The organism is Bacillus sp. LBG-1-113 (assembly GCF_020708615.1).
In the GTDB taxonomy this organism is placed as follows: Bacteria; Bacillota; Bacilli; order Bacillales; family Bacillaceae; genus Bacillus; species Bacillus mojavensis.
In genome coordinates, this window is sequence record NZ_JAJFDG010000005.1 from 139,292 (window position 1) to 153,661 (window position 14,370).

A 14,370-nucleotide genomic window follows, 5' to 3' on the forward strand; every position below is an offset into this window, starting at 1 on the left:
CTCCTGTGGCTTTCCTGTCGTTATTTAAACGCGGAAACAGGGCCCAGCTCTGTTTCCAAGTAGATTCTGATTCGTTTCGGAAAGGCTTGAAGGACCGCTAGATGCGCGGTGATCAGCTTGTAAAGCTCTGCGCTGTCAGCGAGCTGGTATTGCTGAACCAATGTTTTTCGGTACGCAATCAATTGCTTCAGCTGTGCTCCCTCTTCTTCCGTTACGACTTTTTCATCAACCAGTATGTCCATGATATCATCATAGCTGCCCGGGTCCCGCATAATAAAACCGTCGATCATGTCATTTCCTGTATCTAGAATGCATTCGATTAACAGGTGGCCGATGCGTTCAAGCGCGAGCCCCTCGATCTTGGATTTCCAGTCTGTTTGCGAATGAAACAGCGCCAGCTGACGCTCAAAGAACCCGAGTGTATGTTCTATCTTGTTTCTGTCAACAAAATACATGACAGCATCCCCTTTGTGAAATAATTATTTTCTGATCCGTTTTAAGACAAAATACGCACAGCCGAAATTACAGTATTCATAAATGTATTCGTCCAATGTGCTGATTTTCGTTTCAAAGGTCGCCTTTTGATTCTGGTCATCAAAGAAGCCCTTGAGCCTGAGCTGGCCGTATCCCCAGTCTCCCACAATGTAATCGTATTTATTTAAAATATCGGAATAACGAGCTTTAAAAGCCTCTTCGTTGAAGCCGTCTTTGAAATTGTGCACCAACTCAAATTCGGCATTTTGAATAAGAATCATGATCTCACCTCTTTTTCACTCATTCCTATCATAATTCATTGCCCCTTCCCCATCAATTGCTAAAGAATAATTCGTGTGATTTGGCTACCCTACACATGAGGAGGGATTACAAATGAAACGAACTGCTGTCAGCCTCTGCCTGATGACCGGGCTTTTATCCGGATGCGGAGGCGCAGGATTCAATAACGCTGAGCAGAATGTCCAGCATCAAAATGAAACCAAGCCCATTCATGTATCTGACCGCGATGAGGCTTTTAATAGGCATGATAAGAATGAACAATTTGGTTATGTTCGTTATCAAAAAGAACAAATTGACGGCGAACAGCAGGAGACACCGGCGCCAGACCGTGAAGAAACCGCTCACATCATATCAAGCTTAACGGTTCAGCTCCCTCGTATTCAAGATGCCGCAGTGCTCGTAACTGACCAAGAAGCGCTTGTCGTGTACAAAACCGATTCGAGAAACCGTGAACTGACAGCTGATCAAGTGAAAAAAACGGCGGTTTCGGTGATTCCGCGTTACTATCATGTGTACATTTCCGACAATCCGAATCACATGCAGGCCATCAAAAATTACAGCAATCTGGGCTCCGGTTCAAGAGATGTCAGAGACATCATGTCAGGGACGATACAAGAAATGAAAAACTCCCCGCAAGGAAGCCCTGTCTCGGAAAACGAAAATGCCAATGGAGAAACACGCCAGGACAAGGAAACGAATAGGAATGACAAAAACGCCAGATGATCTGGCGTTTTGGCATTATGCTTGCGCTTGGCGTTTTTTTGATGCTTCGTTAACCTGTTCATCCGCATGGTAGGAGGAACGGACAAGCGGACCGGCTTCACAGTGACTGAAGCCTTTTTGCATCGCGATTTCCTTCAATTCTGCAAATTCATCAGGATGATAATATTTTTGGACTTTTAAGTGCTTCTTCGACGGCTGCAGGTATTGGCCGATTGCCATAATATCAACATTGTTTGCCAAGAGGTCGTCCATCACTTCAATAATTTCTTCTTTCGTTTCACCGAGTCCGATCATGATGCTTGATTTTGTGGGAATGTCTGGCTGCATTTCTTTCGCGCGGCGCAAAAATTCCAATGAACGGTCGTATGTCGCACGCGCGCGGACTCTTGGCGTCAGGCGGCGAACCGTTTCGATATTGTGATTCAGGATGTCAGGGCGCGTATCCATTAACGTTTTTAAGTTATCATAGTTTCCGCCCATATCTGACGGAAGCACCTCAATAGTCGTAAACGGGCTTTTTCTGCGGATTGCACGGACAGTTTCCGCGAAGATACCCGCACCGCCGTCTTTTTGGTCATCACGCGCAACAGCTGTGATAACCGCGTGTTTCAGATTCATCAGAGCGACAGAATCTGCTACGCGTTCCGGCTCTTGCAGGTCAAGCTCAGTCGGAAGGCCCGTTTTGACAGCGCAGAAACGGCACGCTCTCGTACAAACAGATCCTAAAATCATAAATGTCGCTGTACGTCTCACTGCCCAGCATTCATGAATATTCGGACATTTTGCTTCTTCACATACGGTGTGCAGATTGTTTTCCCGCATGAGTTTTTTGAGCCCTGTATAATTTTCATTTGTATTTAATTTGATTTTGAGCCATTCGGGCTTTCTGAGGTGTTCGTCTTTCTTTGCCAATTCCCATCATCTCCAATATCCAATATACTCAATTTCTGACACGAAACATTCTGAAAACGAGATAGGTGCAGTTCTTTCATTTCTGCAACAAAAATAATGTTTTTCTAACTAAAGAAAGTCTTTTCTTTAGACACTTTAACATAGGAAAAATTTCTCGACAAGGGAAGATGATTACTGACATTTTCTCGCCGGGTTGCCGCAAACTATGTGTATTCAATATTGAAAGGAGATTATTTTGTGAAAGTTGTGTTATCTGCCCTTCTTCTCCTTTTGTTTGCATTTGAACCTTTTGCGTCTGGAAAAGAGCTTTCAGATCCGGTGCTTTCTAAACGGATGGAATTATATCATAAAGTCGAAGCTGTGACGCAGATTCCTTGGTATGCGCTAGCCGCTGTTGATCAATACGAGGAGAATGTGCGGAGCAACAGAAAGGATCTGCCTGACAAAACGGGAATCATCAGCATCTATGTACCGGATGAAATCTGGAGCGGACCAGAAAACCCGAATCCGAAAGACGATGCGCCGTTAAGCATAAAAGTGTTTGACGGAATCGGAATGGACGGTGACGGCGATGGGAAAGCCGAGGTCAGCAATGACGAAGACATTTTGTATACATTCGCACAATATCTGCTGTCGTACGGCACAGATGAGGAAAATATCCGCATCGGGCTCTGGAATTACTACCGCCGTGATCAAACAGTGGGAATCATATCCGAGTTCATGAAGCTGTTTAAGGCATACGGTCATATTGATTTGGGCGAGCATGCGTTTCCGCTTCCAATCAGAACAGATTACAGCTATCGCAGCACGTGGGGGGACGCCCGCGGCTTTGGAGGAAGGCGGATTCATGAAGGAACGGATATCTTTGCCCATTATGGCCTTCCTGTTAAATCCACCTGTTACGGCGTCATTGAAATGAAAGGCTGGAACCGCTTTGGAGGATGGAGAATCGGCATCAGAGATATTAACAATACGTATCATTATTTCGCCCACCTCAATGGGTTTGCGAAAGGCATTAAACCAGGGCAGATCGTTGAGCCCGGCCAAGTGATCGGGTCAGTCGGCAGCTCAGGATACGGCCCGCCTGGCACAGCCGGAAAATTTCCGCCGCACCTGCACTATGGCATGTATAAGGATAATGGAAAAACGGAATGGTCGTTTGATCCTTATCCTCATTTGAGAGCGTGGGAGCGCTATGAGTACAAGAAAAAGAAATGACGAAAGCCGCCTCATGAAAAGGCGGCTTTATTTTTTGTTTTTTTCATTTTTTGAATCATGGCTTTCTTCTTCTTTGCTGCTTGGAAGCTGGACAGAAGGCGTAACACCTGAACCGCCGCTTCCGTTATAAAATTGCGGGACTTCGCCCTGCACTGCTTTAATTGATACAGGAACATTATTGGTGACCACGGCCGTTTTGCTTGCGAACGGGATGATGACCTTCACTTTAATTTCTACAAAGATGCTGATATCAATCAGTGCGTTATTAATGCCGTATGGCTTTATTTTTGTTTTGACGTCCGTAAAGGCGTCACCGATCAAATTGAACCGGACCGGAATTTTCGGGCCGAGGTTTCCAAGAAGGCTGTTTCCTGTCACCTGTCCCAATGGGATGTTAATCATAATATTTTCACTGGCACCGCTGTGTCCCGTGTGGGTTTCCATCTCTTTCAAATGAGACTGAAGCTGCTTTGTCACCTTTGTTTTCACACTGTTTATAACCTGTGTATTAAAATCGATTGTCGTTAAATTTCCGTTTTCATCAGAATTCATTTGAAACATATCTTTCATATTTTCGCTGTCAGACATATAATCCTCAATGGAATCCTGAATCACCTCTGTTGCCACACGCTTCGTTTCCATTTCACCGATGCTCATTAATACCGGTTTAATAGAGCCGTTGATCATCCAAAGGCTGACTGTTGTCGATATAATAAAAAATACGAGTGACAGCAACAGCACGTACCGGAAAGGCAAAGGTCCTCTCTTGCGAAGAGGGCCGCGATATCTTGGCAAGAAAATCCCCCCTTACATATCACAATGTATGCTTGTAAGGGGGGACATAGTAATAGCCGGGCCAATTTATTTTATTTCACCATTTTTAAAAGCGCTTCTCTGCCGCTCATGCCGGCATGAATGCCAAGATCCTCTGCGGCATAGGTGACGGATTCTAAAGGGGCGTCTAACAGCTGGTCAATTGTTCGTACACCAACCGCCCGTCCCGCCACAATTCCACGCTCCTTTAATTTTTCATTCAGCAGCGCCACATCAAGCGCGCCGCACATAATATATCCGTGATCATTGGAGACTGCCATGAAATTTGTTTTTGGAAGTTTTACTGTCACAGCTGTAAAAGGCTGTCCTTCTATCATAATCGGTGTCAGATTTACCACGTCAACCAACTCCCTTCATTTATCACTTTATGATGAAGGGCACGGCTTGTTGTGGGCTGACTTCCTTATTGTGCAAGCTTCCAGGCAAGCAGATCCCGCAAAAATTCCGGCATAAAATATTCTTTTTCTGCGGCGTCGCGGATGATCGGAAACATCCTGCCGAGCGTAAACATGTCGAGAACCGCAACGGAGTATTGTTTATGTTTTTCAATCTCTTCCCCGTTCAGCGTGATCCGTGTGACATGCGTGATTCCGTCATCCAAGCGTTTCGTTTCGACATCGACACCCGCGTACACCATTTTCCCCATCACTTCTCCCCGGAAGCCCAATCCTTTAATTCGAAGCTGCTCCACCTGTTCTGAAGCAGCATGGAGAATCGTTTCTTTCAGTTCCTCTCCCGTCAGGCGGACAGTAACCGGGTTGATGGGGTGAGGACAGATGCGGTGCAGGTCAAGCTTCGTCACCGGACCGGCTTTAAGCGGTCCTAGGATGACGCCTGAATTCACCATGCTGATGTCGGCTCCGCACCATTCCTTTAACGCATATGCCAAAAGTAAAGGCAGCTCGGATTCTTCAAACCACTTGACTTCAGCATCTTGCGCAAGCTCCGCAACGGCAACGGACAGCTTTTCCTCGGCTTCACGTTCTTTTTCCTCAAGAAATGCTTTGGTTTCCGCCGATTCCCCTGTCCATTCCGCCACATTTTGAACAGACGCTGTTTTGCTGATGATTTTTCGCTTTTCGCTGTCAAACGTGATGTCTACACAGCCGACATAGTTTCCGTATTTCTCAGCGCTGGCAAGCAATACACCGTTGACCATCTGTCCATTTTCAAGCAGGTGGTGAGTATGAGACTCGAGGATTACGTCAATCTCCGGAACTCCTTCAGCAACCGCTTGATCGTCAAGAATTCCCAAATGCGACAGGAGAACGATGATATCAGCCTGCCCTTTCACTTCCTGTATGGTTTCTTTTATACTTTCGAGCGCATCAGTAACAGTCCATTCCAGCTTGTCATAGACAGGATAATACGGCACCGTTACGCCTAACAAAGCGATGGTCATGCCGTTTCTCAATGTTTTGATATGGTAAGGAACCGCCCAGGACGGGCGGTTTCCGTTTTTGTCATACAGATTAGAGACGATAACGGGAAACTCAGCATGATCATATAAAGAAGCAAGCTCTTCATGAGGAAGCGTAATTCCCTCGTTATTGCCGATAGCCGCTCCATCAATTTGAAGACGGTTTAAGAGGTCTACATTCGCTTTTCCGAATGTTGCCTCAGTCACAAAATGAAAACGATCAATATGATCACCAATATCAAAAACGAGCGTCTCTTCGCTGTGCAGCTGATGTTCTTTTCTTTTATGCTCAATATAATCTGTTATTTTTGGCCAATTTTCAAAATGGCTGTGCAAATCATTTGTGTGATATAAGCGGAGCTTCTCTTTCATACCATTCTCTCCTAATCGTTCAGCTGAAAATGCCTTCATAAATGAGCTGGCAGCCGATCAAAATTAATACGATCCGCATGATCATGACGATCGTTTTCGTCTGCATTTTTCGGTTGATGGCGGCTCCAAGCTTTCCGCCGAACCAAGCGCCGGGCACAAGCGCGAGGGCGTACAGCCAATTCACATGCCCGGACATAATATGTGATACAGATCCTGTCATAGAAGACAGGAAAATAATGAACATGGACGTTGCCACCGCAACCTTTGGCGGGAACAGGAATAACAGCATCATGGCCGGAACCATCAGCGAGCCGCCGCCTATTCCAAAGAGCCCGCCTAAAAAGCCGACAACAAAGGCGATGGCAATCCCGACAGACGCCTGATACGAGTAAGTATAGGGCTCTCCGGCATCATCCTGAAAAGTCCGTATTATTCCTCTGTGCTCTTTGTTTACCGGCCGCGCCTTCGCTTTCAGCATTAAGGATAATGAAATAAGAATCATAAATATGCCAAACCAAATAGAAAACGAGCTGGAATTAAAAAGCTTTGATACATAGGCCCCGATTATGCTGCCGGGACCTGAACCGATAAAGAAAATGAGCCCGCTTTTATAGTCAACCGTTTTATATTTAATATAAGCCAAAGTTGAGGAAAGACCCGTAAAAATAATGACCAGAAGCGAAGTCCCGATGGCGACCTGCGGCGTCACATCTTGAAAATACGGGGTCACCGCGCTTAAAAACATCATGGCCGGAACGATGACAATCCCGCCGCCGAGTCCAATCAAACTTCCTACCGTACCCGCAATAAATCCCAGTACGGCCAAAATCACAAACGACATCAATCAAAACCTCTTTTCTAAAATAAACCGAGCTGTCTCGGAGAAAGTCCGGAGTACTCGATATCTAGCAGTTCAAGCATTTGCTTGCTGTTATCCGCGGCGTCTCCGCCGGAATTGTTGTTGAAGAGGACAAATACATCTTTACATTGCTGCTGCAATGCGTTCAGATGCTTTTTCCAGTCTTCCAGCTCCTGTTTGTTATAGCGGTATAAATATCTGACCTCACGCCAGTTCTTCCCGCCATCGGGCTTCATCCAGCCCTGCTTGTTGCGTCCGTGAAACCTGACGAGCGTTTTGTTTTCATCGGTCGCCCGCAAAACAGTCGGAACGCTTCCCTCGCCGATTTGCGGTTCGTCACAGACACTGTGAATCCAGCCTTCCGCTTTCATAAAGGATAGCGTCTGCTCATAAAATGGCGGTGAAAACCAGGAGCGGTTTCTGAACTCAAGCGCGCAAGGAATATCACCCATTTGATTTTTGCACCATCTTAAATAAGCGACATTTTCTTTCTTGCAGTCAAACCACGGCGGAAATTGAAACAGCACCATGGCGAGCTTATTGCTATGTAAATATGGCGTTAAGGACAGCTTAAAAGCATCAAACATTTCCTCTTTGGAGTCAAACGGAATGTCGCCGCGCTGATGCCCCGTCATGCCCTGGTACGCTTTAATGATAAATTGGAAGGTTTCCGGTGTTTCCTTCACCCACTTTTCATTGTTGCGCGCCGGCTGAATCGCGTAAAAGCTCACGTCTACTTCCACGATCGGAAAATGGGAGGAATAGGCCTGCAATTTTTTCTGGCTGGGCGTTTTCGGCGGATAAATGCTGTCATGATCCCCCCATCCCGTCAGTCCGATATAAATCACAATCATTCACCTCTCTTCCAGTTTATCACACGCGTTTTCAGGTTTCCTCGGAAATGCTGTTCATATTGCGGAAAAACGCTGAGCGCAGATGCTGATATTGTTCCTCATTGGTATCCAAAAACGCCTCCTCTCTTGAGGAAGGGATATTTTGGTACACAATAGGCTCCTGAAACTGTTCACTCGTAAAGTCATACACAGCCCCATTTATGCTGTTATAAAAGTGCCAGCTCTCACCGACCTTTGTTTTGAAAATATCGCCCCCGAATTGCCCCTGTACCACCAATGCCGTCACGCCGCATTGGCCGCATGCCGGGCATTCTTTCGTCCATTTAGAACTCGTATGCAGCGACCATGATTGGTTTAGTATGTGTTTGACGTGTTCCATCATCGCAGCCCCCTTTTTAAAAAGATACCACGATGCTTGATTTTTAAAAACCAAAGTCACTGACATAAAAAAAACCCGCAGATTTCAATCTGCCGGGTTTACGAAGGAACGACCAGCGCTCCCTCAATTCCGCTGTCTGCTTTCTCCCCATCACTGTACACGCACCGTCCTCTGCTGTAGGTGGATGAGATGCGGCAGGGGAAGGTATGTCCTTCATAAATGCTCTGCTTATGCTTTGCAAACATCGTCTCTGTTGTGACTGTGTACGGCTCCATGCTGACGAGAACGACATCCGCGTCCCGTCCCTCTTCAAGCCGCCCTTTTTGCTGAAGGCCGAATCGCTTCGCGGGTGCCCCCGCTGTCCATTCAGCAATGGTTTCAAATGGAATGTCCCGCTCAAGGGCCAGTTCAAGCATGGCCAATAAAGTAAACTGCCCGCCGCTGATTCCGCCCCATGACAAAAACATATTATCCTCCCGCTTCAGAGAAGGACGGCAAGGGGAGTGGTCCGAGGACACCATGTCAATATCCCCTGCGATCAGCGTATCAATTAACGCCTCTTTTGATGGCTGCGATCTGAGCGGAGGGGCGCATTTTGCGACAGAGCCCTTTTCCCGTAAATCGTCATGGCTGAACAAAACATAATGCGGGCATGTTTCGACCGAAACATCAAGCCCTTCCCGTTTCGCCTCTCTGATCAGCCGGACCGCTTTCGCCGTGCTGATATGGACAAAATGAACTGGACAGCCTGTCACCTTCGCATACTGAATCGTGCGATACACTGCCTCAGCTTCGGCTTCCTCCGGGCGGGAGGCCGCATACGCATCCGCATTGACTTTCCCTTTATTCGCCCATTCCATCTGCAAAAAGCTTGTGATCGCATCGCTTTCTGCGTGAAGAGCAAGGATTTTTCCTGCGGCCGCGATTTCTTTCATGCCTTTAAGCAAGGTCCGTTCATCAACAGAGCGAAACTCCTCTGTGCCTGATTTTGATAAAAATGCTTTAAATCCTATCGCACCCGCTTCAGCCATTGGATGTATGTCATCAATATGACCGGGCACAAGGCCGCCCCATAACGCAAAATCCACCGCCGATTTTCGCCTGCCGATTTCTGCTTTTGCGAGAAGGTTTTCAGCCGTCACCGTGGATGGAATGCAGTTCAGCGGCATATCAAAATAAGTGGTGCAGCCGCCTGCAGCCATCATCCGTGAGCCCGTTTCAAACCCTTCCCAATCCTCTCTGCCGGGTTCGTTGAAATGAACATGACAATCGACCGCACCCGGAAAAACATATTGACCGCTAGCCTCCACAACCGGTGCTCCCTCTGCTTCAATTGCAGAACCGATCTTGGCAATGATCCCGTTTTTCATTGCAATATCAGCTTCTTTAACACCGTCCGGCGTGACTGCCTTCGCTCCTTTTATCACCAAATCGTAAGCCATACTGATCCCTCCCCTGTATGATGATGAATTTTTATGTCAGTTTATGTAACACATTCAGTCTATTTTCAACATTTTACTGTTACTATGATCGTATTACATCAGCAAAACAGCTAGAATTAATAATGAAATTTATTCATCTTAACCAATGATTATTTTTTGCAAGAAAAGGAGAATGAGCTATGAATATTTTTGATGTGATGAAAATACCGGCTTACGAAAATGCAGTTTTCATTGCGGGAAAAGCGGGGGGAGAAAGAGAGGTTCAGCATGTCAACATGATGGATGCTCCTGATATCGCGGATTTTTTGCATAAAGACGAGCTGCTCGTCACCACCGCATATCACCTGAAGGACAATCCTCACCAGCTATCAGAGCTGATTCAGCAAATGGCAAAACGCGGCTGTGCCGGTCTCGGCATTAAAACAAAACGCTACCTGGAGGATATCCCGAAAGAGATCATCGACCTGGCCGATTCACACGCATTTCCGATTATCGAGCTCCCTGAGCATATACGCCTCGGAGACATTGTCAATGCCACGCTGAGCCGCATTCTTGACATGCGTTCAAACGAGCTTCAGCAAGCCATTTACGCACATAAAAAGTTCACAAACCACATTATGAGCGGCAAGGGGCTGCAATCTCTGCTCAAAAAGGTATCAGACCTCCTTCATCTTCCCGTGCTGCTCCTTGACCAGCATGCCAAAATGCTTTCTGCCTCTCATCAGATGTCAGTTGAAACCGAAAAGCTCAAGAGCACGCTGCACACCGTGTCCGGACCGTTTTTCACTTGTTTCTCTTCGATCTCGAATCAGAAAACATATTCTGTCCTTCCTATCTATAATCACGAAAAAAGCTGCGGCTACCTGCTGATACCGGAAATGATCCAAGCCGCTGATAAAGGATTGATACTCACCATTGAACAGGCTGCGAACGTGATTTCCTTTGAGCTGCTGAAGGAAAACGCGCTGAAGCAATACAGCCGGCGGGCGCGGAATGAATTTTTCAGTAATTTTATCGAGCGGTCGTTCTCTTCAGACGACGAAATCAAAAACCGGGCAAAAGAATTTAAGCTCAGCTGGGATCAAAAATATATGTGCATCGCCGGAAAGCTCGACCGGAATGACAGATCGATCAGCTTTACTGAAAATCAGCTGGCCTCTGACAGCGTCTTTGAATTTCTCGAAGGCGAATTGTCTGCCTTCCCATTTCCGCCTCACCTCTTTATTAAAGGAAATGTCGGCATTTTGCTGATCGAAGCGACAGACAGCTGGAGTGAAATGCACGCTTCGGTGATCAGCTTTTTAGAACAGTTTCAGGCACAGGTTAAAAACCAATTTAAACGGACATTGTCCTTTGGCATCAGCAACATTTGCCAAAAGCTGATCGATGTTCCGGACGCTTTCACAGAAGCGTCTGACGCTCTCCAATCAGGGCATTTATCAAGAAGCACAGAGTTTATCCAAGTGTACCACGCGAAAGATGTACCTGAGCTTCTCCGCCTGCTCCCGGTTGAGGATTTGAAGAAGTTTTACAATTCCACTCTTCAAAGCCTGGCTGAAAAGCAGCAGGAGGATCAAAGCCTGCTTCACACACTGTCTGTCTATCTAGAGACACACTGCCAGATTTCCGAGACGGCAAAACGCTTGTACGTGCATCGCAATACGGTCATCTACCGCCTCGAAAAATGTGAAGAATTACTGGGCAAAAGCTTAAAAGATCCCGAAACGACCATGCGGTTGCGGCTTGCCTTGCGGATGCAGCGGCTGATCAGCTAGCATTTGTCACATTATGTTACAAAAGAAATGGCTTTTCGTTACTTTCAGCAATAACGCTCCTATTTTTCAGCTACTGTACCCAATGACATCTGGCAAACGGCACGCTATCATATTACTAAAGTTCACATGTAAAAGGAGGAGCTATAGTGAAACAAAAACCGTTTGCGGTGTTCACTCTTGGCCTGCAGCATGTGCTGGCCATGTACGCAGGTGCGATTTTGGTGCCTCTGCTTGTCGGCAGAGCGCTGAATGTAACGTCGGAACAGCTGTCCTACCTATTGGCGATTGACCTGTTAACATGCGGAGCCGCAACGCTTTTGCAGACCTGGCGAGGAGCTTACATCGGCATCGGCCTTCCCGTCATGCTCGGCAGCTCGTTTGTGGCCGTCACCCCGATGATTGCAATTGGTGCAAATTACGGCATTTCAGCGATTTACGGTTCAATCATTGCAACCGGTGTCTTGATCTTCTTGTGTGCCCGTTTCTTCGGCAAGCTGACCGTGTTATTCCCTCCTGTCGTAACAGGAACTGTTGTGACCTTGATTGGTCTTTCTCTTGTTCCGACAGGTGTGAAAAATATGGCTGGTGGAGAAAAAGTAAACGGCAGCGCCAATCCCGAATACGGTTCGCTCGAAAACCTTCTTCTTTCTGTCGGCGTCCTTATCCTGATCTTAGTCCTCAACCGCTTTCTCAAAGGGTTTGCCCGAACACTTTCCGTTCTGATCGGGATTGCTGCGGGCACTGCGGCGGCTGCCGTCATGGGCAAGGTCAGCTTTTCATCTGTATCTGAAGCCCCATTCTTCCAAATCCCGAAGCCGTTTTACTTCGGCGCTCCATCTTTTGAAATCGGTCCAATCATCACGATGCTGATCGTCGGAATTGTCATTATTGTTGAATCAACCGGCGTTTTTTACGCCATCGGAAAGATATGCGGCCGGCCTCTAACTGAAAAAGACCTGGTCAAAGGCTACCGGGCAGAGGGAATCGCCATTATGATAGGCGGGCTGTTCAACGCCTTTCCCTATAATACATTTGCACAAAACGCCGGATTATTGCAGCTGACAAAGGTGAAAACGAGAAATGTCGTCGTCACCGCGGGCTGTATCCTTCTATTCCTTGGTCTGATTCCTAAGTTTGCCGCTCTTGCTTCCTCCGTTCCCGCGGCTGTACTCGGCGGCGCGACTGTTGTCATGTTCGGCATGGTTATCGCCTCCGGAGTAAAAATGCTCAGTACAGTGGATCTGAAAAACCAATATCATCTGCTGACCATCGCCTGCTCAATCGCACTCGGTATCGGCGCCAGCACAGTACCGGCGATTTTCACAGAGTTTCCCGCTCCGATCCGCATTCTGGTCAGTGACGGCATGATCACAGGAAGCCTGACTGCAATCTTTTTAAACCTATTCTTCAGTTTGCGCGCCAAACAGGAAAAAATCGTTCAGAAGGAAGAACTGCCCGTATTAGAAAACAAACTTGTTTTAGAAAAAGAGGTGTAAATAGAGATGAAGGAACAGCAAAATTCCTTTCAGCTTTTGATGCTTGGGCTTCAGCATATGCTGGCGATGTATGCGGGAGCCATTCTCGTCCCTCTGATCGTCGGAGCTGCGATCGGGCTGAATGCGGGCCAGCTGACATATTTAATTGCCATTGATTTGTTTATGTGCGGGGCAGCCACTCTTTTACAGCTCTGGAAAAACCGCTATTTCGGCATCGGCCTCCCCGTTGTCCTCGGCTGTACGTTTACTGCAGTCGGCCCGATGATTTCCATTGGCAGCATATACGGTGTTTCAGCGATTTACGGTGCGATTATCGCAGCCGGGCTGATAGTCGTTTTAGCCGCGGGATTCTTTGGAAAGCTTGTCCGTTTTTTCCCGCCGGTCGTAACCGGCTCAGTCGTTATGATTATCGGCATCAGCCTGATTCCGACGGCGATGAATAACCTGGCCGGCGGTGAAGGCAGCAAAGACTTCGGCTCACTAGGCAACGTGCTGCTTGGCTTTGCCGTTACAGCCTTTATTTTAGTGCTGTTTTATTTCTTTAAAGGGTTCATCCGCTCCATTGCGATTTTACTCGGCCTTGCAGCTGGAACGGCAGCCGCTTTCTTTATGGGAAAAGTCGATCTTTCTGAGGTTGCGGAGGCGTCCTGGGTTCATGTTCCTTCTATATTTTATTTCGGCACACCAACCTTTGAGCTGCCTGCCATTCTCACCATGCTATTGGTTGCGATTGTCAGCCTTGTTGAATCAACGGGTGTTTACTTTGCTCTTTCCGATATGACAAACCGGAAACTAACAGAGAAAGATCTTGGGAAAGGCTACCGTGCGGAAGGGCTTGCAATTGTGCTGGGCGGCTTGTTTAACGCGTTTCCGTATACGGCTTTCTCGCAAAACGTCGGCATCGTTCAGCTTTCAAAAATTAAAAGCATCCATGTCATTGCCATCACTGGATTTATGCTGATGGCAATCGGGCTGATGCCAAAAGCCGCGGCATTGACGACCGTGATCCCGAATGCAGTTCTCGGCGGCGCGATGATCGTTATGTTTGGCATGGTCATTTCTTACGGTATTAAAATGCTTTCTGGCGTCGATTTTGAAACACAGGGCAATCTGCTGATCATTGCTTCTTCTGTCAGCTTAGGGCTTGGCGCCACCACGGTGCCCGCCTTGTTTTCCTCTCTCCCGGGAGCAGCTTCCGTGTTGACCGGAAGCGGCATTGTCATTGGCAGCTTAACCGCGATTGCATTGAACACTTTTTTTCAATGCAAACAGCCCCATGGCGCGGAAATCAATACGTAAAGGGGAGATGGCT

Annotated in this window: 15 protein-coding genes; 5 read left to right on the plus strand and 10 right to left on the minus strand. The window is 47.2% G+C overall.

Annotation, left to right across the window (positions count from 1 at the left end; translation table 11 throughout):
* Positions 1 to 20: 20 nt before the first annotated feature.
* Positions 21 to 455, minus strand: a complete 435-nt coding sequence (locus LJF29_RS13950; RefSeq protein WP_229149124.1) for a DUF86 domain-containing protein — start codon at positions 453 to 455, stop codon at positions 21 to 23.
* Between the two features lie 24 nt (positions 456 to 479).
* A complete protein-coding gene (locus LJF29_RS13955) occupies positions 480 to 755 on the minus strand; it encodes a YutD family protein (protein WP_003228682.1) in 276 nt (91 codons plus the stop codon).
* A 112-nt stretch (positions 756 to 867) separates the two neighbouring features.
* On the opposite strand from LJF29_RS13955, the gene LJF29_RS13960 reads away from it, so the two are divergent.
* Complete coding sequence (locus LJF29_RS13960) at positions 868 to 1,497, plus strand: YhcN/YlaJ family sporulation lipoprotein (protein WP_229149125.1); 630 nt, start codon at positions 868 to 870, stop codon at positions 1,495 to 1,497.
* A 15-nt stretch (positions 1,498 to 1,512) separates the two neighbouring features.
* Here LJF29_RS13960 and lipA read toward each other — a convergent pair whose 3' ends face one another.
* Positions 1,513 to 2,409, minus strand: a complete 897-nt coding sequence (lipA, locus tag LJF29_RS13965; protein WP_010331747.1) for a lipoyl synthase — start codon at positions 2,407 to 2,409, stop codon at positions 1,513 to 1,515.
* 237 nt (positions 2,410 to 2,646) lie between these two features.
* Between lipA and lytH the strand changes: the two genes are divergently transcribed.
* Positions 2,647 to 3,627, plus strand: coding sequence for an L-Ala--D-Glu endopeptidase (gene lytH, locus LJF29_RS13970; protein WP_229149126.1), 981 nt, complete (start codon positions 2,647 to 2,649; stop codon positions 3,625 to 3,627).
* 27 nt (positions 3,628 to 3,654) lie between these two features.
* Here lytH and yunB read toward each other — a convergent pair whose 3' ends face one another.
* The 7 genes from yunB to LJF29_RS14005 form a co-directional block, all read right to left on the minus strand.
* The gene (yunB, locus tag LJF29_RS13975) at positions 3,655 to 4,422 is read right to left on the minus strand and encodes a sporulation protein YunB (protein ID WP_010331749.1); all 768 of its coding nucleotides are present in this window, start codon (positions 4,420 to 4,422) and stop codon (positions 3,655 to 3,657) included.
* Positions 4,423 to 4,493: 71 nt separating this feature from the next.
* A complete protein-coding gene (locus LJF29_RS13980; protein WP_010331750.1) occupies positions 4,494 to 4,799 on the minus strand; it encodes a YunC family protein in 306 nt (101 codons plus the stop codon).
* A gap of 65 nt (positions 4,800 to 4,864) precedes the next feature.
* Positions 4,865 to 6,253 (minus strand): bifunctional metallophosphatase/5'-nucleotidase, encoded by a 1,389-nt coding sequence (locus LJF29_RS13985; RefSeq protein ID WP_229149127.1) that lies wholly within the window; start codon positions 6,251 to 6,253, stop codon positions 4,865 to 4,867.
* A 19-nt stretch (positions 6,254 to 6,272) separates the two neighbouring features.
* Positions 6,273 to 7,094, minus strand: coding sequence for a sulfite exporter TauE/SafE family protein (locus tag LJF29_RS13990; protein ID WP_229149128.1), 822 nt, complete (start codon positions 7,092 to 7,094; stop codon positions 6,273 to 6,275).
* 17 nt (positions 7,095 to 7,111) lie between these two features.
* Positions 7,112 to 7,960 (minus strand): DUF72 domain-containing protein, encoded by an 849-nt coding sequence (locus LJF29_RS13995; RefSeq protein WP_229149209.1) that lies wholly within the window; start codon positions 7,958 to 7,960, stop codon positions 7,112 to 7,114.
* A 37-nt stretch (positions 7,961 to 7,997) separates the two neighbouring features.
* Positions 7,998 to 8,345: a YunG family protein gene (locus LJF29_RS14000; RefSeq protein WP_229149129.1), complete on the minus strand. Its 348-nt coding sequence runs from the start codon at positions 8,343 to 8,345 to the stop codon at positions 7,998 to 8,000.
* 98 nt (positions 8,346 to 8,443) lie between these two features.
* Positions 8,444 to 9,787: an allantoinase gene (locus tag LJF29_RS14005; protein WP_168748669.1), complete on the minus strand. Its 1,344-nt coding sequence runs from the start codon at positions 9,785 to 9,787 to the stop codon at positions 8,444 to 8,446.
* A gap of 179 nt (positions 9,788 to 9,966) precedes the next feature.
* Between LJF29_RS14005 and LJF29_RS14010 the strand changes: the two genes are divergently transcribed.
* The 3 genes from LJF29_RS14010 to LJF29_RS14020 all read left to right on the plus strand — a co-directional run bounded on the left by LJF29_RS14010 (position 9,967) and on the right by LJF29_RS14020 (position 14,357).
* Positions 9,967 to 11,562, plus strand: coding sequence for a PucR family transcriptional regulator (locus tag LJF29_RS14010; RefSeq protein WP_229149130.1), 1,596 nt, complete (start codon positions 9,967 to 9,969; stop codon positions 11,560 to 11,562).
* Between the two features lie 200 nt (positions 11,563 to 11,762).
* Complete coding sequence (locus tag LJF29_RS14015; protein ID WP_267496065.1) at positions 11,763 to 13,058, plus strand: nucleobase:cation symporter-2 family protein; 1,296 nt, start codon at positions 11,763 to 11,765, stop codon at positions 13,056 to 13,058.
* A gap of 6 nt (positions 13,059 to 13,064) precedes the next feature.
* A complete protein-coding gene (locus LJF29_RS14020) occupies positions 13,065 to 14,357 on the plus strand; it encodes a nucleobase:cation symporter-2 family protein (protein WP_168748672.1) in 1,293 nt (430 codons plus the stop codon).
* Positions 14,358 to 14,370: the final 13 nt, after the last annotated feature.